At 34.6% G+C, this 22,510-nt stretch carries 25 protein-coding genes; 7 read left to right on the top strand and 18 right to left on the bottom strand.

What is annotated here, in order from left to right; genetic code table 11:
* The first annotated feature begins 52 nt into the window (after window positions 1-52).
* Window positions 53-769 (top strand): hypothetical protein, encoded by a 717-nt coding sequence (locus K7G79_RS04580; protein ID WP_223549602.1) that lies wholly within the window; start codon window positions 53-55, stop codon window positions 767-769.
* Here K7G79_RS04580 and K7G79_RS04585 read toward each other — a convergent pair.
* The gene (locus K7G79_RS04585; protein ID WP_223549604.1) at window positions 753-1,370 is read right to left on the bottom strand and encodes a thioredoxin family protein; all 618 of its coding nucleotides are present in this window, start codon (window positions 1,368-1,370) and stop codon (window positions 753-755) included. The two genes, K7G79_RS04580 and K7G79_RS04585, sit on opposite strands and share 17 nt — an antisense overlap.
* A 92-nt stretch (window positions 1,371-1,462) precedes the next feature.
* Here K7G79_RS04585 and K7G79_RS04590 point away from each other — a divergent pair, with 92 nt between their 5' ends.
* A complete protein-coding gene (locus K7G79_RS04590; protein WP_223549606.1) occupies window positions 1,463-2,029 on the top strand; it encodes a DNA-3-methyladenine glycosylase I in 567 nt (188 codons plus the stop codon).
* A 172-nt stretch (window positions 2,030-2,201) separates the two neighbouring features.
* Here the strand turns inward: K7G79_RS04590 and aat are convergent, their stop codons facing one another.
* From aat to K7G79_RS04605, 3 genes are all read right to left on the bottom strand, one after another.
* Window positions 2,202-2,825, bottom strand: coding sequence for a leucyl/phenylalanyl-tRNA--protein transferase (gene aat / locus K7G79_RS04595; RefSeq protein ID WP_223549607.1), 624 nt, complete (start codon window positions 2,823-2,825; stop codon window positions 2,202-2,204).
* Between the two features lie 89 nt (window positions 2,826-2,914).
* Window positions 2,915-3,292: a DUF3127 domain-containing protein gene (locus K7G79_RS04600; protein WP_223549609.1), complete on the bottom strand. Its 378-nt coding sequence runs from the start codon at window positions 3,290-3,292 to the stop codon at window positions 2,915-2,917.
* A 33-nt stretch (window positions 3,293-3,325) separates the two neighbouring features.
* On the bottom strand, window positions 3,326-4,198 hold the full coding sequence (locus K7G79_RS04605; protein ID WP_223549611.1) for a flavin reductase family protein: 873 nt from the start codon (window positions 4,196-4,198) through the stop codon (window positions 3,326-3,328).
* A 117-nt stretch (window positions 4,199-4,315) separates the two neighbouring features.
* Between K7G79_RS04605 and K7G79_RS04610 the strand changes: the two genes are divergently transcribed.
* The gene (locus tag K7G79_RS04610; RefSeq protein WP_223549613.1) at window positions 4,316-5,473 is read left to right on the top strand and encodes a HAMP domain-containing sensor histidine kinase; all 1,158 of its coding nucleotides are present in this window, start codon (window positions 4,316-4,318) and stop codon (window positions 5,471-5,473) included.
* A gap of 345 nt (window positions 5,474-5,818) precedes the next feature.
* Here the strand turns inward: K7G79_RS04610 and K7G79_RS04615 are convergent, their stop codons facing one another.
* Both K7G79_RS04615 and greA read right to left on the bottom strand, forming a co-directional pair.
* Window positions 5,819-6,208 carry an HIT family protein gene (locus K7G79_RS04615; protein ID WP_223549614.1) on the bottom strand — a complete coding sequence of 130 codons (390 nt, stop codon included), beginning with the start codon at window positions 6,206-6,208 and terminating at the stop codon, window positions 5,819-5,821.
* A 112-nt stretch (window positions 6,209-6,320) separates the two neighbouring features.
* Entirely contained in the window at window positions 6,321-6,794 is a 474-nt protein-coding gene (greA, locus tag K7G79_RS04620; RefSeq protein WP_223549616.1) for a transcription elongation factor GreA, read from the bottom strand.
* 173 nt (window positions 6,795-6,967) lie between these two features.
* Between greA and K7G79_RS04625 the strand changes: the two genes are divergently transcribed.
* On the top strand, window positions 6,968-7,396 hold the full coding sequence (locus K7G79_RS04625) for a hypothetical protein (protein WP_223549618.1): 429 nt from the start codon (window positions 6,968-6,970) through the stop codon (window positions 7,394-7,396).
* Between the two features lie 70 nt (window positions 7,397-7,466).
* On the opposite strand, the gene K7G79_RS04630 is transcribed toward K7G79_RS04625, so the two are convergent.
* The 8 genes from K7G79_RS04630 to K7G79_RS04665 form a co-directional block, all read right to left on the bottom strand.
* A complete protein-coding gene (locus tag K7G79_RS04630) occupies window positions 7,467-9,614 on the bottom strand; it encodes a TonB-dependent receptor (protein WP_223549620.1) in 2,148 nt (715 codons plus the stop codon).
* Window positions 9,615-9,949: 335 nt separating this feature from the next.
* Entirely contained in the window at window positions 9,950-10,357 is a 408-nt protein-coding gene (gene arfB, locus K7G79_RS04635; RefSeq protein ID WP_223549622.1) for an alternative ribosome rescue aminoacyl-tRNA hydrolase ArfB, read from the bottom strand.
* On the bottom strand, window positions 10,357-11,910 hold the full coding sequence (locus tag K7G79_RS04640; protein ID WP_223549624.1) for a DUF4301 family protein: 1,554 nt from the start codon (window positions 11,908-11,910) through the stop codon (window positions 10,357-10,359). The genes arfB and K7G79_RS04640 overlap by 1 nt, the downstream gene beginning before the upstream one ends.
* Window positions 11,894-12,478, bottom strand: coding sequence for an AAA family ATPase (locus tag K7G79_RS04645; RefSeq protein ID WP_223549626.1), 585 nt, complete (start codon window positions 12,476-12,478; stop codon window positions 11,894-11,896). The genes K7G79_RS04640 and K7G79_RS04645 overlap by 17 nt, the downstream gene beginning before the upstream one ends.
* Window positions 12,439-13,071, bottom strand: a complete 633-nt coding sequence (pnuC, locus tag K7G79_RS04650) for a nicotinamide riboside transporter PnuC (protein WP_223549628.1) — start codon at window positions 13,069-13,071, stop codon at window positions 12,439-12,441. The genes K7G79_RS04645 and pnuC overlap by 40 nt, the downstream gene beginning before the upstream one ends.
* Window positions 13,055-13,315, bottom strand: a complete 261-nt coding sequence (locus K7G79_RS04655) for a thiamine-binding protein (protein ID WP_223549630.1) — start codon at window positions 13,313-13,315, stop codon at window positions 13,055-13,057. Before K7G79_RS04655 ends, pnuC begins: the two co-directional genes overlap by 17 nt.
* Window positions 13,316-13,380: 65 nt before the next feature.
* A complete protein-coding gene (locus K7G79_RS04660; protein WP_223549631.1) occupies window positions 13,381-14,118 on the bottom strand; it encodes a geranylgeranylglyceryl/heptaprenylglyceryl phosphate synthase in 738 nt (245 codons plus the stop codon).
* 15 nt (window positions 14,119-14,133) lie between these two features.
* Entirely contained in the window at window positions 14,134-14,766 is a 633-nt protein-coding gene (locus K7G79_RS04665) for a 4'-phosphopantetheinyl transferase superfamily protein (protein WP_223549632.1), read from the bottom strand.
* Window positions 14,767-14,897: 131 nt separating this feature from the next.
* On the opposite strand from K7G79_RS04665, the gene ahcY reads away from it, so the two are divergent.
* From ahcY to K7G79_RS04680, 3 genes are all read left to right on the top strand, one after another.
* The gene (gene ahcY, locus K7G79_RS04670) at window positions 14,898-16,214 is read left to right on the top strand and encodes an adenosylhomocysteinase (protein ID WP_223549634.1); all 1,317 of its coding nucleotides are present in this window, start codon (window positions 14,898-14,900) and stop codon (window positions 16,212-16,214) included.
* Window positions 16,215-16,450: 236 nt separating this feature from the next.
* Window positions 16,451-16,654: a hypothetical protein gene (locus tag K7G79_RS04675; protein WP_223549636.1), complete on the top strand. Its 204-nt coding sequence runs from the start codon at window positions 16,451-16,453 to the stop codon at window positions 16,652-16,654.
* 256 nt (window positions 16,655-16,910) lie between these two features.
* Window positions 16,911-17,066 carry a hypothetical protein gene (locus K7G79_RS04680; RefSeq protein ID WP_223549638.1) on the top strand — a complete coding sequence of 52 codons (156 nt, stop codon included), beginning with the start codon at window positions 16,911-16,913 and terminating at the stop codon, window positions 17,064-17,066.
* A gap of 295 nt (window positions 17,067-17,361) precedes the next feature.
* Here the strand turns inward: K7G79_RS04680 and xylE are convergent, their stop codons facing one another.
* From xylE to K7G79_RS04700, 4 genes are all read right to left on the bottom strand, one after another.
* A complete protein-coding gene (xylE, locus tag K7G79_RS04685) occupies window positions 17,362-18,759 on the bottom strand; it encodes a D-xylose transporter XylE (protein ID WP_223549640.1) in 1,398 nt (465 codons plus the stop codon).
* A gap of 92 nt (window positions 18,760-18,851) precedes the next feature.
* On the bottom strand, window positions 18,852-20,045 hold the full coding sequence (locus K7G79_RS04690; RefSeq protein WP_223549642.1) for a fumarylacetoacetate hydrolase family protein: 1,194 nt from the start codon (window positions 20,043-20,045) through the stop codon (window positions 18,852-18,854).
* Between the two features lie 2 nt (window positions 20,046-20,047).
* The gene (locus tag K7G79_RS04695; protein WP_223549644.1) at window positions 20,048-21,604 is read right to left on the bottom strand and encodes an aldehyde dehydrogenase (NADP(+)); all 1,557 of its coding nucleotides are present in this window, start codon (window positions 21,602-21,604) and stop codon (window positions 20,048-20,050) included.
* The gene (locus K7G79_RS04700) at window positions 21,601-22,503 is read right to left on the bottom strand and encodes an SMP-30/gluconolactonase/LRE family protein (RefSeq protein ID WP_223549646.1); all 903 of its coding nucleotides are present in this window, start codon (window positions 22,501-22,503) and stop codon (window positions 21,601-21,603) included. The genes K7G79_RS04695 and K7G79_RS04700 overlap by 4 nt, the downstream gene beginning before the upstream one ends.
* Between the last annotated feature and the right edge of the window lie 7 nt (window positions 22,504-22,510).

Below are 22,510 nucleotides of genomic sequence, written 5' to 3' on the forward strand. Positions count from 1 at the left end.
TTGCATATTTTTACGTATATTGTTTTACCAAATGCTATAAATTTATCACGATTTGCACCTAACAGATCAACATAAAGCCCTACTTATCACGTTCCTTATTTCGGGAACCGTTGTCCTTTCAGTATTTAATTTCAGCCTAAAAAAATACAGTGATCGAATTGCTGAAAGTTATTATATGGTTGAGCCCGAAGAAGAGCTCACCGAAGAAGAAATTAAGATTTTAGAAGCCTTGGAACGATTAAACGCTACAAAGGCTGAAACCAATCAGGCTTTTAACGAAACCCAACAAAGTAAACAGTTTGCACAGGCCTACAAACCTATTGCACCTCCAGAAGATTATGTGCCTAAAACAAGTAGTAGCGCCGAAGGCCCCAATACAGCTACAAAAAGTTATGAGGACACAGAAGATTCTAAGTTAAAAGACGAGGAACTATCAAAATTCAGTAAAGTAAAAGACCTTTTAGAGCAGCAAAAAGATGATGGTAATAACGCGAAAAGCACCATTAGTTTTTCATTAAAAGATCGCAACAAAGTTTACATTCCAATTCCTGTTTACCTTTGTGAAGTAGATGGTAAAATTGTAGTAAATATTACGGTTAATTCTCAAGGAAAGGTTATAGATGCCTATATTAATACTAGCTCCAACTCATCTAATGAATGTTTAAAAGAACATGCCTTGGAATACGCCAAACAATCCCTTTTTAGTGCCGACCCAAACAAAGTATCGCAAATTGGATCGATAACCTTTTACTTTATTGGCAAACACTAGGTGTTAATTCACAAAGCTTTTCGGTTAAATCGTCAATTATATTTTTCCCTTTGTTATCGTTATACCAATGCTGTAAATCTTCCTTAAAATCTGGGGTTAAAGTACCATGCATAGCTTTAAATCGATTAACATAATAGGTTGCTTCGCTTGGTCTAGGGCCATAGGTATTTATTACTTCTCCAGAAGCATCTTCAATCATAATAACTTTAGGAATAGATCTTGCTCCAAAGGTAAGGAATGCATCCATTAGTTCTGGGTGCTCATCCCTCAGTACTAACCTCAAATTAATATTGTCATTGCTTTCAGCTAATTTATTTAAAACTGGAGTAATATGAGCAGAATCACCGCACCAACTTTCACTTATTACCAACCAAGTGACTTTTTCCTTAAAAGTACGAATGCGTTTTAAAGCCTCTTTTGATAGCTTAATGGTCTTATCCCAACGTTTCATTCGCCTATTATTTAATTTGGTAAAATTTATATTGGCTTCGGTTTTAAGATCTCCAGATGTAGAATTATCTTGTGCTAATTGAGCTACTAACTCACGATATTCAGCATAAGACATACTTTTTTCAAGACTATTTGCTAATACTGCATTCATAATTTCTCAAATTAATACGAACAAAATTAATATCTTGCCCTTACTTATAAGATGACTTTTGTCATGCTTTAACCTTTAAAATAACAAGACGTATGAGTACAAAACACAGATGCGGCTGGTGTGTTGGAGACCCATTATATGAAACCTATCATGATAATGAATGGGGCGTCCCCGTTTATGATGATGCCACAATATTTGAATTTTTAACCTTAGAGACCTTTCAGGCAGGGCTAAGCTGGATTACTGTTTTACGTAAACGGGACAATTTTAGAAAAGCATTTGATGGTTTTGACTATATAAAAATAGCCAGTTATAAACAACCCAAAATTGACAGTCTTTTACAAGATAGCGGTATTATAAGAAATACATTAAAAGTAAAGGCTGCTGTTACAAATGCTCAATCGTTTATAAAGGTTCAAAAAGAATTTGGAAGTTTTAGTAAGTACATCTGGGGTTTTGTTGACGGTATACCGATTAAGAATAAATTAAAAACCTATAAAGATGCACCAGGTAATACACCTTTAAGTGATACTATTAGCAAAGATTTAAAAAACCGTGGATTTAAGTTTGTAGGATCTACTGTGGTTTATGCCCATATGCAGGCTACTGGTATGGTAAACGATCATGAAATTGGTTGTTTTAGATTCGAGGAAGTATAAGACTATGGCATAGCTTTGTTTTAATTTTTATTAGAATATTTATGAGATGTACACACGGTTCTACTTGAAATTTCTTTTAATGAATATTAAATGACCCTAAAAAGTCTAAAAATTATTTTAAAAAATAGCACCCAAATTTAACACGATAATAATTTGTATTAATGCTTATGCGCTATAAATACCTTAAAAAAATATTCCTTGAAATCTCCTCAGCTCCAAGATTTTTGAGATGATTAGAATACACTTGGCAATCTATAAGTTTATAATTGGTGTGTTGTAAAAAAGTAATAAATCCTATTTTACTCGCATTACTTACTTTAGAAAACATACTCTCTCCACAAAATACTCCATTGTTTAAATCGACACCGTAAAAACCACCAACCAAGGTATTGTCTTGCCATACCTCAACTGACTTGGCATAACCCAATTCCTGAAGTTTGACATAAGCCTCAATCATGTCTTCTGTTATCCAAGTCCCTGTTTGTCCGTTTCGCCTTATCACAGCACATCTAGTAATAACTTCCTTAAATGCTTTGTTAACCGTAACTTTATAGTTGGCATTTCTCAATACCTGTTTCATACTTTTTGAGACTTTAAGTTTTTCTGGAAATAAAACAAACCTTGGGTCTGGTGACCACCACAGTACAGGTTCTCCAATTTCAAACCAAGGGAATACCCCCGATTTATAGGCTAACAATAGACGCTCTGCAGATAAATCACCCCCAACAGCTAACAACCCTTCAGGCGTTGCTTCATCAACTGAAGGGAACCATAGCTTTTCTGTTAAGAAATACATTATATAAAAATAAAAAAACCTTCCAACACAATACTGAAAGGTTTTATAATTATAAACTGATCTTGGTTTTGATTAAAGATGTAAAGCATCTAAAAAGGCAGATCATCATGATCATCATCGTTTAAATCTCCGGCAGGTTCAAAGGCATCTGCCGGGGGTACGGGTGGTAAATTATCTCCCATTGGTTCCTGCTGCAAAGCCTCTATACGCCATCCTTGAATGGAATTAAAATATTTGGTTTCCCCTTGTGGGTTCACCCATTCCCTGCCACGTATATTAATATTGATCTTTACCTGTTGTCCAACTTGGTAATTGTTTAATAAATCTGTTTTGTCCTGCACAAACTCCACCAAAATATGCTGAGGGTACTGCTCTTCTGTAGTTACTACTATTTCTCTTTTTTTAAATCCATTAGCACCAAAAGTTTGGGTCTCGCCAATCATTTTAATTCTTCCTTGAACTTCCATTAGTTATAAATTATATATGTTATTTATTTATTTTCAACTCAACAACATGTTCCATGCGCTTTCTACATCACCATAGCTTAAATAGTTTTGTGCTAATTGATGTTTCTCTTCTAAAGTAATTGTTTTAAAGTTTGGATAACGACTTAGTTTATCCTTAATAAAAGCTTCAACATCAGCCTTTGTTGGTAAGCTTTCAACATTGGCCAACATACCCAAATCGTTTCCTGTTAACACTCTACTTTTTCTAATTACATCTGGTAAATTATCGACTCCTATTCCCAAAGTTTTAAGTGGTTTTGGTATTTGAAAAAACCCTTTTTTTAACCTACAGTAATAACTTCCTCCCGCTCTGGCTACCAAATCTAATTTTTCTTGATTAATGCTAATATCGTCATTTAGCACATTATTATGGATATGGAACTTGACTACCTCACAAATAATCAAGTTTCCGGCTCCACCATGCTTTCCTAATTTAATAATATCGTTTACTTTACATTCAAACTGCACGGGAGATTCGGCTACTCTATATGGTTTAACAATATCTGACTTTAACATCGTTAACCCTGCCTTTTCAAATTCATTTATACCTTTACCATACTCTGTACTACTTAAGGACATTTGGTAGACAATATTATAATTTACCACATTAATAACTACTTCATTAGTATCTTCAATGTTTAACAAAGTGTGCTTTACCGTATTATCCCTAACACGACGTGAGGGCGAAAACACCATAATTGGTGGGTTAATACTAAATACATTAAAAAAACTAAAAGGAGACAAATTAGGATTACCTTCTAAATCAACTGTACTAGCAAAAGCAATAGGCCTAGGAGCTACAGCAGACTGCAAGTAACTTTGCAATGTACTGGTTTCTAATAGTTTTGGATCGAAAGTAGTTGTCAATCGTTTTGAATTTCAACAAAAGTAACCAATCTACCATTCAACTAAAAACAGATTTACTAACAACTTGCACAATAATATTAACAGATTTGCATTATATTACGTATTAAATTATTATTAATGCTTTTTACCGAGTATAGAAATACATTTCGTTGGCTAATCATTGTCATTTCGTTTGTTTTAGTATCACTTATTCTTTGGAATACCTATATGTTTTTTCAGAACTTTAAGCAAGACCAACGTATTAAAATGGAAACTTGGACCTTCGCTTATAAAGAAATAGCAAAAGACCTTTATAATGTAAACAAGACCAACAAGTTGGCTGAATTTATTATCATCGACTCTACTGTTACCGCTCCAATGTTATTAGTTGACAATAATAACCAAATAAGAACTTTCAGAAACCTTGACAGCTTAAAACTACTAAACCCAATTTATTTTGAGAAAACCAAATCAAAATTAGAAAAAGAAAACTCTCCTATTGAAATTAATATAGAAAATTCTGAATCTACTACCCTTTACTACGGCAACTCGCCACTTTTAAACAAACTAAAATATTATCCTTCAGCATTAATACTTATTATTGTATTATTCGGAACCGTTATTTTTCTCTTTTATAGCAGTAATAAAAATGCTAGCCAAAACAAGCTGTGGTCTGGCATGGCCAAGGAAACAGCTCATCAAATAGGCACCCCCTTATCCTCTTTAATTGGTTGGACCGAGATTTTGAAAACCGAACAGGTTGACCCCAATTATATTGCTGAAATTGAAAAGGATGTAGATCGTTTAAAAACAATAACAGAACGCTTTAGTAAAATAGGGTCCGTTCCAAAACTTGAAATAGCAGATATTATTGAAGAAACCGCCAATTCTTTTGATTATTTAAAAGCTAGATCTTCGAATCTTATCGATTTTGAAATGAGAGTCCCTGATGGCTATATTTCTGTATTTTTAAACAAAGAGCTTTTTAGTTGGGCTATTGAAAACTTAGTAAAGAATGCCATAGATGCCATGAAAGGCCGCGGTAAGCTTACTATAGAAATTTCACAATTGGAAAACAATATAAAAGTAAGTGTGACAGATACAGGAAAAGGGATTTTAAAAAAGGATTTTAAGAAAATTTTTGAGCCTGGATATACCACAAAAAAAAGAGGTTGGGGCTTGGGTTTATCACTTACTAGACGTATTATTGAAGATTTTCATAATGGCAAAATCAAGGTGCTATATTCTGAAATTGATAAAGGCACTACCATACAGATTGTCCTAAAACGCGCTTAATATGCAGGATTATTTTATACATATTAAAGAAGTCGCCTTAAAAAACAACTGCCCAATTTGTTATAGTAATGAAGGACTACACTTAAGTTTTAAGCAGCGTTTAGTAGACACTAAACTGTATAAATCTATTACTTCAGAGATTAAACATAAATTGGACTGCAAAAATTGCAATAGTCCAATTTATCCCGTATTATGGACAGATGACATCGAACAAGTCTTCGAATATCATAAAAAGGCTTTTACTCCTAAAAAAACAACTTTCAAATTAAAAAAAGCCTCATGGATACTAATTACAGCATTACTCTTAACACTGATTGCAATAGTTTCTTTACAATTTATCAATAATTATAAGTGTGCTTTTATGGTATTAGCTACATCCTGAAATTCTTCTGAAGTTAATTTTTTTTTGCTTATAAATTGGGCATCTTCCATGGAATGCAATGGTATTAAATGCACGTGGGTATGAGGCACTTCCAAACCAATAACTGTTATCCCGACACGCTTACAGGGAATGGCTTTTTCAATGGCCTTTGCTACATATCTGGAAAATGACATTAATCCATTATAAGTTTCTTCATCTAAATCGAATATTTTATCAACTTCCTTTTTTGGGACACATAAGGTATGTCCTTTACTATTGGGATTGATATCCAAAAAAGCAAAAAACTGATCGGTTTCAACAATTTTATAACAGGGTATTTCACCTTTGATGATTTTAGTAAAGATTGAAGCCATATATATGAAAGATTTTTAAGTGATATGTAAATATAAAAAGATTCCTAATTAAAACTGAATCGATTTTCAGCTAAACTAGGAATCTAATATTATTCTTTTAAAAAGACTTTTATTATCTTGATATTTCTAAAATATCAAATTTCATAACGCCATTGGGCACTTGAATCTCGGCCACATCACCAACTGATTTCCCTAACAATCCTTTTCCTATAGGTGAGTTTACAGATATTTTTCCCGCAGCCAAATTGGCTTCACTTTCAGCCACCAATGTATAAACCATTTCCATGCCATTGGTTTGGTTCTTTATCTTCACTTTAGACAACACCAATACCTTTGAAGTATCTAATTGCGATTCATCAATTAAACGGGCATTAGATAAAGTTTCTTCCAATTTAGAAATTTTCATTTCCAAAAGCCCTTGTGCCTCCTTGGCCGCATCGTATTCTGCATTTTCACTTAAATCGCCTTTATCACGCGCCTCTGCAATGGCTTGTGATGCTTTTGGGCGTTCAACGTCCTTAAGATGGTTCAATTCACTTCTTAATTTTTTTAGTCCTTCGGCTGTGTAATACGATACTTTACTCATAACTTCATTGATTTATTTAATAAAAGATGCTGAGACCTACTCAAACTTTAATAAGCAAAGGGGTTCAGCAAATAAAAAAATCCCGCTTACACGAGATTGTATACAAATATACAAAATATTTACGGTAATTTGCGTTTTATTGTTGATTGTAAGTTTAAATATTTATCGATTTTATGAGGGTATTGATTTCGTTATTAGGCCTTTTTATAGTATTAAGTTGTAGTAGTACAGAAGAAAATGAAAATTGTAAATTTCTTTTGAATATTGGTGTTAACGTTAGCATTAATCTAAGCTTACCAGAATACAGTCAATTACAATTTTCGGGAAATTCGGTTTATGTTTCCAATGCTGGAAATGCCGGAATAATCGTTGTTCGCATTGGGAATGATTTTTTTGCTTGGGATGCCGCTGACCCCAATCATGAGCTGAGCAGTTGTTCTATACTCTCAAATTCTGGTTTAAATGCTACATGTGGATGTACAGATAAAAATGAATATAGCTTAGCCAATGGCCTTCCCTTAAACAATACCAATTTAAGATGCGGCTTAAAAAATTATCGCGTTGAGCAAAGTGGCAGTAACACCCTTAGAATTTATAACTAAAAAAAAGGGGCACATGGCTTTCCCACCCCTTTTTTTTAGTTATATGCTATTCTGCCTAGCCTATTATTTTTTAAAACTTGAATGTAGCCCCTACCAAAAAGTTGGTGGTAGCTTGTGGGTAATATCCTGTACCTTCAATAGTGGTAACTTGATTAGCGTCTGTCCAAGTATCATCATAAGTATAATAATATCCATTGGAAACATATTTCCTGTTAAAAATATTATTTACCAAACCTGTTAAGACTATAGATTTAAACAAGTAATTTGATTCAATTTCGAATGATATATTTAAATCGTTAATGAAATAACTACTAAGCTTTGACACTTTAGAGTCGATATTACCCATATACTGTTCTCCAACATATTTACTTAAAAACGATATTTGCAATGCTTTTATAGGCAGGAAATTAAGTGCATTAGCTATTACTAGATCTGGCGAAAATGAAATATTAGTGTTTCCTAAGCTTAACAATTCCCCATTTATAGATGCCTTAAAATCCTTATTTTTATTATTGCTTACAGCTATATTAGTAGACGTATTAAATGCGTCGCAAAATGAAATATTAGCATCTATTTCAAGCCCAAGCCTAAAACTTTTTCCACTAGTGGCTCTTAAGGGACTTCCAACATCATCTAGCGCACCGGTTAACACCAATTGGTTTTGATAAAACATATAATACAAATTGGTGTTCACAGCTACCCTTTTAGTATTATAACGCCAACCCAATTCAATGTCATTTAAGGTTTCGTTGTCGGCAACACCGTTTTCAAAATCATCACGATTAGGCTCACGGTTGGCTCTTGCGTATGAGACATAAAAACTGTTAATATCACAATGCCTATAGGTTAGCCCTACTTTGGGATTGAAAAAGTCAAATGATACATCGGTTACAAAATTTACCCTATCAGAATTTAATCCATTAGTCTTATAGCTTACAAATCGGCCTTGTAAATCCACGAAGCCCATAAATTTTTCATCAAACTTAAATGTGGCCTTTGAGAAAACACTAAAATCATTTTTATTGGCATCTCCATTATAGTAACGATCCCTAATATTGGTATTTGAAGCCAAATCACTTCCCCAAATCACTTCCCCAAAATGATCACCCGTGTAATTACTATAGGACAATCCTGAAATAACTTCCAAACCTCTATTTTTATAGGAGATGTTGCCATTGGCAACATAAAAATTATTATCGAGCCAACGGCGTACAATAACATCAGACCCATCTATAATTAAATTATTAAAATCCTCAGCGGATTCTTTTGTTTTATATTGCTCAAAATAGCCCTTGCCATTAGTATAATTCAAGCCAATATTGATTGACCAATAGTTATCCAATCGCTCATTCCAATGCAATTGGTAATGGTCCTGCCAATAGTTATCGGTTTCATTCTCATAAGTATACGGGTTTTGACGACGGTCTTCCTGTAGTTCTTCAGCTGTTAAGCCGTACCAGGATTGATAGGTTCGTTCTTTATTACCAAAAGTTAAAGCCTTGATTAAAGTATTGTCATCTTTATAAACTCCTTGTAGAAAATAAGATTTTAAGTCGGTAAAAGCACGATCTACATAACCATCGGAATAAATCATTGAAAAACGTCCAGATATTTCAATGCTTCGACTACGCTCAGCATCCAAAATATTACCCGTGCCCAATTTAACAGTATGCTTTCTGGTATTATAACTTCCAAAACTATTGGATAATTCACCATAAGGTATATGAGAAGATGCATCGGTCAACAGATTTAAACTTGCCCCAAAAGACCCTGAACCATTGGTTGATGTTCCAACACCACGTTGCAATTGCATGCTTTGTATTGATGAAGCAAAGTCCCCTAAGTTCACCCAAAACGTCCCTTGACTTTCTGAGTCGTTATATTGTATCCCATTAATAGTCACATTTACTCGAGTGGCATCGGTACCGCGTACACGAATACCTGTATAACCTATCCCCGCTCCCGCATCACTCGTGGTTACAACCGATGGTAAATAATTTAATAAAACCGGAATGTCCTGCCCTAAATTTCGCTTTTCTAATTCCTTTTTTGAAATATTGGAATGGGTGATGGGTGAATTGGCATTAACGCGAACAGCTTTAACTAGAACTTCGTCCAAAGTTTCTGTTTTTGTTGAATCTTGTTTCACTTGATTTTGTTGTGCGCTAACACAAATTGATAACACAAAAAATGAAATAAAAAGAAAATTGTTTTTCATCTCGAAATAAATAAAATTTAAATCGAATAAAAAGAGGTCATTATTCTTTGTTTGTTAATAATTGATTTTCAGAATTTATATTGAAAAGATAGCCTCGTCGTTTCGACAGCAATCAAAACCTATGCAACAACAATATAAATTCATATTCCTTAGCAGCATTACCTGCTCAGGTTCAATGGGTATGATCTCAGCCTGAATGATTTTAGATTTTAGATATTAGACATCAGATTTCTGAAGTTAAAAATCATCAATCATCAATCAAAAAGCACCCCTTTTTGAGAACGCTGTAAAATTAATTAACAATGAACAATTAACAATAGATAATTGAAAAATATTTAAGAAAGTTCAGGTGGTTTTCTATTTGCTTTTTTATCAGACAGATGACGCTTACTTTTTAATCGTTTTTTAATAACTGTCTTTGGTGTTTTGGTAGGGATTCGCTTTTTGGGTTTTACCAAGGCTGCATTTACCAGCTCCAAGAACCTTTTTATAACCAGCTCTTTATTTTTATGTTGACTTCTACTTTCATCACATTGTAATAATAAAACACCTTCTTTACTTAATCGATTTTGAAACTTCTCCAACAAAAGTGTTTTCTGCTCATCGCTAAATACTAATGAGTCTTTAATGTTAAAGCATAACTCCACTTTTGAAGCCACTTTATTGACATGTTGCCCACCACTTCCCGAACTTCTAATGGCTTTAAAAGTTAATTCTTGCAGTAAAGTCTCTTCATTAAACATTATAAATACTGGTGTGGTGCTTTTAGTAAGTCATTTACCGTCTTAACTGGGTTAAATGTAACGAGTGGCACCTCAACAAAAATCGAGTTCCAATAGGCCATACTCCCATTCCAAAGCCCAGGGCGTTCCAAAGCCTTAATTTCGGTATCCACCCTCGATTTAACAGTTACAAAATATGCGTCGTTATCTACAAATTCCTTAAGGTTAAACACCTCTCCTTTGTAGTTCTTTATGCCGCAAACAAAATCGGTTGGGTTAAAATGCGTTGCATTTTTCACGATTTCTTTTTGCGCTGTGTCTTTCATGTTGATTTGTGTAAATTCAACTATTTGCAAGGAGACATTCCCATCCTTATCCTTAACCCAAAATGGTCCTCCTCCAGGTTCTTTTTCATTTTTAACGATGCCTCCAACACGAATGGGACGATTCAACTTATGCTTTAAAAAAGCTTTTTTTTCAGTTATTGAAAGCGTCAAAAATGCTTCTTCTATCCTTTGATTGAATTTCGAGGTTAAGAATTCTAATATTTCAACAAATAATTCTTCATTATCTAATTCATTATCTAATTCATGCAAAAATCTAAAAGACTGCTTCTGGGTTTCTATCAATACGCCCGCTAACAATTTTTTATATTCTGCTAATTCTTCATGATGGCTTAACACAGTAACATTATCAATGTTTTTAATAAAAATAATATCGTATTCCAATGCATTTAAATTTTCCAATAAGGCACCATGTCCGGATGCCCTAAACAATAATTTACCATTTGGCTCCCTATAAATTTCATTTTCTATGGTCAATGCAATAGTATCAGTGGATTTTTTTTGATTAGAAAACGAAATATCAAAACAAGTTCCTGTCTCTTCTTCTACATCTTCTTCAATAAATTTAAATTCTTCTTCAAATCCTTTATTATGATTTGGAGAAATAGTAAAATGTACATTGGCCTTATTATTTGAAGCAGCGTACAATGCAGCTTCAAATAAGTGCTCCTCGAAAGCGGTTGTTACGTGTTGTTTATATCTGTGAAAAGGTAATAATCCTTTAGGGAAAGCACTATAATTTAATCGATCTTCATCCAGCATCGTTTTTATGAATTCGATACGCTTTTGGTCGTAAGACAGATCATTAAAATTAGGAATGATCTCATGCAATCTATGAACCACTTCCTCAAAAAAAGGCAACTTCTCCAATCCCGCAAAAAAAACAGCTAAACCAGAGTTCTTATGCCTATTGATATACCCATTAATGGTATCCTTTTCAACATCAATCGCTTTTAAAAACTGAAACAAAAATTTAAACATTCTGGTAGCTGCGCCTGATGCTGGTACAAACTTTACTAATGACAACCTATTACGATGCTCCTCAAACGTTTTAACATATTGATTTCGTTCCTCTAAGGTTAACCTTAAAATACCATTACCAACTGTAGCTGCCTCAGCCAAATTGGTATAAGACGCGCCTTTTTTAATACGTTCGATCTGTTGATTAACCTGTTCCAGTGTTAAATCGTTATCCTGTATTTGCTGTATATCGTTATCGGTAAAATTCAATATTTTTCTTTTTTAACAATTCATCTATATGCTTAACCGCATTATTTAACCGTGATTTTTTATCACCTTTCACCAAAACATAAGGTCTTTTTTGATTTATCAATTCGTTTTGAAAAGCTAGAAACATTTCCATTCTGTGATTGGGTTTATCCCTTAAATCGTCCGCTTCCCAAGGGGTGTCAATATAGGTTAAAAAATATAAATCGTAAGTGTTTTCCAACGCATACTTTTCAAGTAGCGGATCACAAGTTCCTAAATAATAGGCTTCAGAATACACTTTGGTTTCCAACAAATCGGTATCACAAATCAATACGGAATTTGTTTTTTGGGCCAATTCATTTTCCAACCGCATCTGGCCTTCAGCAATGGGTAACAAATCCTTTGGTTCACAAGTTTTACGTTCATTATTCCATTTTTTTTGAAGGTACTCGCGTGCGTACTCAGGCACCCAAACCGAGTTATAATACCTTGCTAATTGTCTAGACAAGGTTGTTTTCCCAGTAGATTCTGGACCAAACAAAACGACCTTTAAGCAGTTTGCTGGTTGTTGTTTAAGCTTTTCTTCCATGCAAAATATCCTTGAATTGCTAAAATAGTAAAGATGAGATATTGTAAAGATAGCATACCCCATCCCCTATAAGCATAAAGAGGCACGGTTATAATGTCTGCAAAAATCCAAAGTATCCAATTCTCTAATTTTTTATTGGCCATAAACCACATTGCCGTAAAAAATATGCCAGAAGTAAAAATATCAATATAATTCGATGCCTTTATTTCAACACCATAAGCTTTGTAGACCAAATAAGTAACTATAATTGTTGTAAGAAACATTCCAAAACCAATGATTTTTTCTATTATATTAGTTCTAGAAATTGGCACTACATATTTATTTTCCTCCTTTCTAGACCAGTTCCACCAACCGTAAATGCTCATTACTGAGTAATAAAAATTCATCATCATATCCCCCATAAGTTCATCTTTTAGAAAAATATAAACCGTTATTATGGTAGCAACAATTCCTGTAGGATACACTAAAATATTTTCTCGCTTAGCATAAATTACACTGGCAATGCCAAAGAAAAAAGCAATTGCTTCCAAAACAATTAAATGTATCGACCGACTATAATAAGACTCAAGGAAAAAATCAAAAATGGGGCTCATAGTCGTGTCTGTCGGATTTTATAATTTTCATATAGAGCAATCCTTTATCAATTAGTTGAAAGACTTCTTTGATTTCTGTATTTAGCAACTGCATCACCTCATCATAACTCCCATAAATCTGGGTACTTAAAGGGTTTTCCAACACTTTTAAATTCGATGCCCTCAACTTTTTTATAAAATGAATGATGGCAGGCTCAAAATCATTCTGCAAAGGTGTTAGTGTTAATTCCACTGATATTTTCATAAATCTTCAAGTAATAAGAAATAGAATAAAGAGAATAACCGTCTTTGTTCTATTATCATGTATATTTATTCTTTTTTTAAATCTTCAAAAAACGATTCGTCATCTTCTAAGGCCGTACCAATAACGACCATATTGGCTCCGGCATTGTAAGCCATTTCCAATTGTTGTTTTGTTTTAATGCCTCCACCAACAATTAAAGGCAGATTTAATTCTTTTTTCACCGCCTGAATAATTTTAACAGATATTGGGTGTTTCGCACCACTTCCTGCTTCTAGATACATTAATTTCATTCCCAAATACGCTCCTGCCTTAGCAGTATCTACTATATTTTGAATATTAGATCTTGGAATTGGTTTGGTTTTCGTAACCCGTTCTACAGCCGTTGTTTTTCCATTTTCAATTAAAATATAGCCTGTAGAAATCACCTCAAGCTCCTTTTTACGCAATACAGAAATAGCTTCTACATGCTTTCCAATCAAATAGTCTGGATTTCTCCCAGAAATTAAGGATAAAAACAATAAGGCATCAGCCTTTCCGGAAATCTGGGTCAAATCACCAGGAAAAATCACCACAGGTATACTTGTCTTAATTTTTATTGCCTCGACCAATTGGTCAGTTGCATGTTTTTCAACCAAACTACCTCCAACAAATATATGTGTTGCTACAGATTTGTTTACTTTTTGAATAAAGGCTTCTGTATTTTCAATAGGAAATTTATCAGGATCTATTAAAACCGCTAAAAGTGGATAATTTGAAGAGATTGATTTTAATATATTTTGATAAATGGAATTTTTAATACCCATAAATTCACAAATGTTTTATATACTTTTTAAAGCATAGGAACAGGTAAAGCCTTCAAATTCCAAATATCGCACTGCAAATTTTGTTTTTAGATCATTATAATCTATCCATGCAGCCGTAACATCTTCGCCATTTGAAAATGGAATCACCAAGCAATGGTTTTTAAAACTTAACCCTGGCATTGCATATAGTTTGTACAAACTTTCTTTAATGCACCATAATACCGTTAGTTGTTTTATATGGTCGGCATCATTTTCATTCAAATAAGAACATTCATAATCTAAAAACTTGTGTTTTATTACAGCGATTTTATCGCGTTGCTTTTCAATATCAATACCTACTGGTTCATTACTAATAATAACTGCTGAAAAAATAAACGAATGACTTATTGAAATATGCTTACCGTCCATTAAATGTGGCTTCCCATTGACATCATAAAACAAATCGGAATCCTTATAACCAAATTTATTTAGCAAACACCTAACACTTAAAAAACCACATTGATGGATTTCACTTTTCATCCCCAAAACTCGCGTTTCATTTTCTGGCTTTAAGTTTATCTCACGTTTTAAAACATTAAAAGACTCGGTAATCTTCCAGATTTTAACAGTAGTTTGTGAGTTTACATCAATAGTTTTAAATAGTGGCATTTAATAATCTGAAAGTTATTGGTTATCTTTGCAGCGCCTTAGGCGCATTTGGTTTTTAACTTAGCGAAGTTAACTATTTACCGTTTAAACCCAAAGGCAAGTAACATTTTTAAAATATAGAAATTAGAAATATGGATACGAAAACAATTCCGTATGTAGGGCATAAAGTAAAGGATATATCGCTTGCAGAATGGGGTAGAAAAGAGATTGAATTGGCCGAAGCAGAAATGCCTGGACTTATGAGTCTGCGTAAAGAGTATAAAGATTCACAACCCTTAAAAGGCGCAAGAATTGCCGGTTGTTTGCACATGACTATTCAAACAGCTGTACTTATTGAAACCCTTCAAGCTTTGGGTGCTGAAGTAACTTGGAGCTCCTGCAACATTTTCTCTACGCAAGACCAAGCCGCTGCTGCAATCGCCGCCGCAGGCACTGCTGTTTATGCTTGGAAAAACATGACCGAAGAAGAATTCGATTGGTGTATTGAACAAACCTTGTTTTTTGGCGAAGACCGTAAGCCCCTAAACATGATTTTAGATGATGGTGGCGACCTAACCAATATGGTTCTGGATAAATATCCTGAGTTGACCGCTGGCATAAAAGGCTTAAGTGAAGAAACTACAACTGGAGTTCACAGACTGTATGAGCGTGTTAAAAAAGGCACATTACCTATGCCTGCCATAAACATCAATGATAGTGTAACCAAAAGTAAATTTGACAATAAATATGGCTGTCGTGAAAGTGCCGTAGACGCCATTCGTCGCGCAACCGATGTCATGTTGGCTGGTAAGCGTGTTACGGTTTGTGGCTATGGCGATGTGGGTAAAGGAACTGCTGCCTCTTTTAAAGGTGCTGGTAGTATTGTTACGGTTACTGAGATTGACCCTATTTGTGCTTTACAAGCTGCTATGGACGGTTTTGAGGTTAAAAAACTGGAAACCGTTATCGGCAATACCGATATTGTTATTACCACTACGGGAAATAAAGATATTGTGCGTGGCGAACATTTTGAAGCTTTAAAGGACAAAGCCATTGTGTGTAATATTGGGCATTTTGATAATGAAATTGATATGGCTTGGCTGAACAAAAACCATGGTCATACCAAAAACACCATCAAACCACAAGTTGACAAGTACACCATTAACGGAAAAGACATTATTATCCTTGCCGAAGGGCGTTTGGTAAACTTAGGCTGTGCTACCGGGCACCCAAGTTTTGTAATGAGCAACTCATTTACCAACCAAACTTTAGCACAGATTGAACTTTGGAACAATAGCGAAGCCTACGAAAACAACGTTTATATGTTACCAAAACATTTAGACGAAAAAGTAGCAAAATTACACTTAGCTAAAATTGGTGTGGAGCTTACCGAACTTCGTGAAGACCAAGCCGAATATATTGGCGTACAGGTTGAAGGACCTTTTAAACCTGAGTATTATAGATATTAAGTTTTGTCATGCTGAACTGGTTTTCAGCATCTATGATAATTAAGAACCCTTGCAGTGATGTGAGGGTTTTATTTTTTAGTAACCGACAAGCAAAATTCCTTTTAAAGGCAACTGCATTCTATTACTAACATATAAAGTTTCAAGGAATGAAACACCCATTATTAAAGTTTAATCACACAGCAGAATGTTAATTTGGGTGTTCCATGTAACCATTAAAAAACAATAAATATTAACACATGAAAATCAGCTATAAAAAAACGCTTTTCCATCCTAAAGCGAATTGGCTATCCAGACTTATATTCCAACTGAAAATATTCCATTATGAGTTTGTTGAAAAACGGCCTATTGTTTATATCGATGAAAGCGGGTTTGCCGTTGATGCACCAAGGAACTATGGCTATAGCCCAAAAGGGCTAAGGTGCTGTGCAAAGAAAGATTGACATTCAAGAGGTCGGGTAAATGTTATTGGAACCATAGTGGATTTTAAGTTGTTCAATGTCTGCTTATACGATACCTATGTTAATTCAGATGTGTTTTATGCATAGCTTACACAAGAATTGCTGCCATGCCCCCCAAACAATTGGTCATTGTCCTAGATAATGTAACGTACCATAAAAGAAATGATGCGGCGCAGGCAAAAAGTATCAGGAGAAAATATGGACATAATCCTGAAGAACTTTTTTTATGTGCTGAATTATGACGTTTTATTTTGATTTAACTATAAAACCAAACGCTTCCATTTCTCAAGGTTTTGCTACAGTGATGGTAAACACCAAAAACGGGAATAGTCATGCTGGTTTTGTGACCTCTGAGACTCCAGACAAATTAGTGATGCGCAATATTGCCGGATAGGAGTTCACTATAAAAGCAAGTGATATTTCCAGCAGGGAAACCCAGGAAACATCAATGATGCCTACAGGTTTAGCCAATGTACTTTCTTTTGAATAATTTGCTTCTTTGGCTACTTATTTGTCAAAACAGAAAGGATAGATACTCATTATTTAAAAAACCCAACACTAATGTTCTGGCTTTTTATATATCATATTATTACGAAAAACAGAAAGGGATAAAATTCCCGATCTTATTTTCTGAACAGCACAACATACCCAAAACATTTTCATTTACGTTCCCAATTACGAAGTTCATTTTAGGGCTTCCAAAATTTTTCTATTTCCTCTAACGATTTTCCTTTCGTTTCCGGAACAAATTTCCAAACAAATATTCCGGAAATAATACTTATCACACCATAAAAAAGATATGTACCTGCACTACTAAATTCCATCATTGGAGGATATGTAGAAGAAATTAAGAAATTTGAAATCCATATTCCTGAAACAGCAAGAGCAACCCCTTTGCCTCTAATTCTATTTGGGAAAATTTCTGAAATCAGCACCCAGCAAACTGGCCCCCAACTCATCATAAAAGATGCCGTGAAAACAACTATAAATATCAAAGTAGAAACCCCTATGATATCCAGAAAAGCTAAAAATGAAATAGCAATCATACCAATTGCCATTCCAATAGAACCTACTATAAGTAGAGGTTTTCTTCCCCATTTATCAACATTTAGAATTGCGACAATGGTAAAAACAACATTTACAAGTCCCATAATAATAGTTTGTAACATAGAAGCGTCTTTAGCAACCCCCATGCTTTCAAATATACGCGGAGCATAATATAAAACAACATTTATCCCAACGCATTGCTGAAAAACAGTTAATAACACACCTATTACAATTACTTTTTTTCCATAGGAATACAATTTACTCTTAGTAGTTTCTACCGTACTTTTAATTTCATTTATTATTTCTTTGGCCTTGTTTTCTCCATTAATAAGTGTAAGTATAGACAGTGCTTTTGTATCCTTGCTCTTCAGAGCCAAATATCTTGGAGATTCGGGCATAAAATACATTAATATGGTAAATATGGCCGCTGGAATGGCTTCCGACACAAACATTCTTCTCCATCCAATTGTATTTATCCATTCTATGTTTTGTCCTTCGGCGATCCCCCAATTAACAAAATAAACTACCAACATTCCAAAAATAATAGCAAACTGATTTAAAGAAACCAATTTCCCTCTCATTTCGGATGGTGCAATTTCCCCTATGTACACAGGACAAACAGCAGATGCTAATCCTACTCCAATTCCTCCAATAATACGGTAGAAATTAAACATCCAAAGTAAACCCATTGTAGGCACCCCTCTTTCAAAAAACAAAAATTCAGGGTTTCCGGAGCCTAAAGCAGACAACAAGAATAAGACCCCTGCGATAATTAAGGCCGGTTTCCTGCCAATTCCTAAAGACAAATAACCCGATATAGCACTTCCTACAATACAGCCAAGCAGCGCTGATGAAACCGTAACACCATGTAAAAACAAACTTAAACCCTGACTTTCAATCAAAAATACCTGAATCGATTTTTCGGCTCCAGAGATAACTGCTGTGTCGTATCCAAAGAGTAACCCTCCAAGTGTTGCGATAACTGTAATGATATAAATTAAGTTTGGATTATGTTTCATTTTTCTAAGTATTTTAATCAATAGCTCTTTTACTCTTTTTATTCATGACTAATACCCATACTAAACTCTTGGGTGGTTTAAACCGTGTAACGATTTTTGGATAATTTTAAAGTTCACGATAGCGATCTTATTATAGAATAATCGATAAACGCAGAAATACCAAATTCCCATTTAGGTAATTGGTCACAGGTATTTACCCAATTTAATAAGACCCCTAGTTGTTTGGTAGATATTTTTACCATATCACCTATTTTATGAGTAAACCCCTCGCCTATTTTATTTCTATCTTCCGATGGAGCAAACATAGTTCCCAAAAAAAGAACAATTCCGTCCGGATACTGATGACTATCTCCAATGACCTGAGAGACCAGATCTTCAGGAGTTCTGCTTATTTCATTCATTTTATTAGCGCCCTGAGAATGAAATCCATCAAGACCTCTTATCGATAATTCAACATTACAATTCATAATATCTTCTATCCCAAAAGAGTCATCAAATAACCTAAACAAAGGGCCTATAGAACACGAACCATTTTGATCTTTTGCTTCTCCAAGCAATAAAGCACTTCTACCTTCATAATCTCTAAGATTTACATCATTTCCTAAAGATGCTCCCACGATTTTCCCTTCCGATGAAACTGCCAATACGATTTCCGGCTCAGGATTGTTCCATTTAGAATCTTTTAAAACGCCAATCTCTGCACCAAAACCAACCGAGGACATAGGTTGACCTTTTGTAAAGACCTCTGCATCTTTTCCTATTCCTACCTCTAAATATTGAGACCAAATACCTGCTTTTTTAAATTGCTTTTTTAATTCCTCTGTTTCTAAAGATCCTGGTTTTACTTGACTTAAATCGCTCCCAAGTACATCATTAATTGTTTTCCTAATTTTAGAAGCTTTTTTTGCATCGCCACCAGCCTTTTCTTCTATAACCCTTTCTAATAAACTTTTAATAAAAGTTACACCACATGCTTTTATAGATTGAATATCATTAGGAGCTAAAAAATAAGGTATTGCATTATTTTTTTGAGAATAAATGGAATTTTTTAGAATATCTGTTAACACTCCTATTTCCGGCAAATCTTTTAAACTCTCTAAAAAAGTCCCCACCTCTTTTGTATTAAATAATTTACTAGTAGAATTAAAATGGTTAGAAAGGTCGTAAACCATCCCTTTTTCAACCTTAACTACATGCGGCCCTTTAATTCCTTTATATGCCAATGAAGCTGGCACCATGCACCTGCCCACCCAAATACCTTCCTCCGCTAGGTTTGGTATGATTTCATTAAAATTAATGTTATTCATACCTATAATCTTTCGGTGGAATATTTTCCATTTAACAATCTCACAATCCCTCTTGGGTTTTCATTTTTTAAGGCTTCAGGAAGGTGCTCTTGAGGCGCATTCTGGTAGCATGTAACTTTGCAAAAACGCTTAATGGCTGCGATCCCAACGGAAGTTGCAAGTACAGATGTTGAAGACGGATAAGGCCCTCCATGATGCATAGACGAACAAACCTCGACCCCCGTAGGGAATCCGTTATAAATAATACGCCCAACTTTATCTTCAAGAATTTCCTTCAAAGCAATACTCTCTTTATCATTATCCGAATGGATCGTCCCTGTTAAATGGCCGTTTAACTGTTTGGCTACTCCCATTAATTCCTCCATATCCTCACACTCTACAACTAATACGACAGGACCGAATATTTCATCTTCCAGTTCTGGATACTTTAAGAAATCTTTACCTTGTATTGAGAATACAGTCCCTTCATTAATACTGCCTCCAGCCAAGGTTGCCACCTCTTTTCTAGCTGCATTTTCTTTAAGTTTTTTATTTAAACCGGATTTTACACCCTGATTAAGTAAGTTTCCTGTTTGAATGTCATTGATGGATGTTACTAAGGCATCTTTAAACGTTTCGGAATTTTCAGATTTTACGATAAAAACAAGTCCTGGTTTTGTACAAAATTGTCCTGTTCCTAATGTTACCGAACCCGCCAAACCTTTCGCTATGTCTCTTCCTCTATTTCCTATAGCGTTTGGTAATACAAATAGAGGGTTAGTACTTCCCATTTCTGCATATACCGGAATTGGTTTGGGCCTTGAAGCTGCCAAATTAAATAGTATTCTACCAACATGTGTACTTCCGGTAAAACCTACTGCTTCAACATTAGGATGTTGAACTAAATTTGAACTAACGGAAGGGGAGCCCCCTTGTAACAAACTAAATATACCTTTAGATAGATTATTTTTTTCAATCGCTTTTTCAATAGCTTTGGCACATAATTCTGATGTTGCCGGATGACTTGGATGTCCTTTAACAATTACCGGATTTCCTGCTGCCAATGCTGAAGCCGTATCACCTCCTAATGTAGAAAATGCTAAAGGGAAATTAGATGCAGAAAAAACAGCAACAGGCCCCAGAGGCTGTAGTACTCTTCTAATATCGGGTTTTGGCAAAGGTATTCTAGCGAGCAAAGCCGTATCTATACTTGCTTGTTGCCAACTCCCTTCCCGAATTAAATTTGCAAAGGCTCTTAATTGCCCACAGGTACGACCTCTCTCTCCCTTTAAACGCGGCAACCCTAAACCTGTCTCCTCATTACATACTTCAAGGAGTTCGTCTCCTAAATTTTCTATCTCTGATGCAACATCCTCTATAAATGTAGCTCGTTCATCAAAATTGAGTGACTTAAATGATGAATAGGCTATAGTTGCCTGAATAACTGCAATATTAATTTGAGAAGCATTAACGCCTTTGAAATCATTTAATTTTTTATCATCTACAGGATTATACGATGAAAACTCCTCTCCAAGACCCTCTTCCCAATTTCCTGCAATTAAACTTTTTCCCGTTATCATGTGTTACTTTGTTTAAGGTTATCTTTCATTTTGTTTGGCAAAATACCTTTAAAAGGAACTTTAACTTTAAACAGAGACCCCGAAAGTGGGTATTCCTCCAATTGTTCTTTAGACATAGAATAACTTGCCGAGGTAATATAAAGTTCATCCAAATTTTCCCCGCCAAAGACACAGGATGTAATATAAGGCACGGGAAGTATCACTTCGAATACAACAGCTCCTGTTTCCGGATTTATTCGTATCACTTTTCCTCCTCCATAGAGAGCTACCCAAAGATGGTCTTCTGTATCGATAGCCATTCCATCTGGCAGCCCAATTTCTTTATCAACAACCGCTACCACTTTTTTATTTTTAATATGTCCTGTTTTTAAATCATAATCATATTGATGTACTTCGTAGGTTAGAGAATCAATAAAATAAAATTTAGAACCATCCATACTCCAAACCAATCCATTTGATATGGTTGTGTTTTTTATTTTTTCTATCGTGTTACCCATTGCATCAAACTCATACAAAACACCAGCACCTACCCTGCAATCATAGGCCATTGTTCCAGCCCAAAATGTACCTCTTGGATCACATTTCCCATCATTAAAACGAATTTCCGGATGGTTAAGTTCTGGTTTAGGCCCATCTATTTTATGTCCTGTTTTGGAGTCGAAATAACCTATCCCATCTTGATCGGCATAAGCCCATAAACCAGATTCGGTAATAACTACAGTGCCTATATCTTGCCCCAGATCATAACCTGTATTTGAGCCCGTTTTTGGATTGAAGGCATAAATTTTATGATCTAAAATATCTACCCATAGTAATTGCTGATTATCGTCGTCCCACAAACTTCCTTCTCCAACAATTGCTGATATAGGGTATATAAGATCTGCTTTAATAGTTTCCATATTTTTA

The sequence above is a fragment of the Aestuariivivens sp. NBU2969 genome (assembly GCF_019931125.1).
Taxonomy (GTDB): Bacteria; Bacteroidota; Bacteroidia; order Flavobacteriales; family Flavobacteriaceae; genus Aestuariivivens; species Aestuariivivens marinum.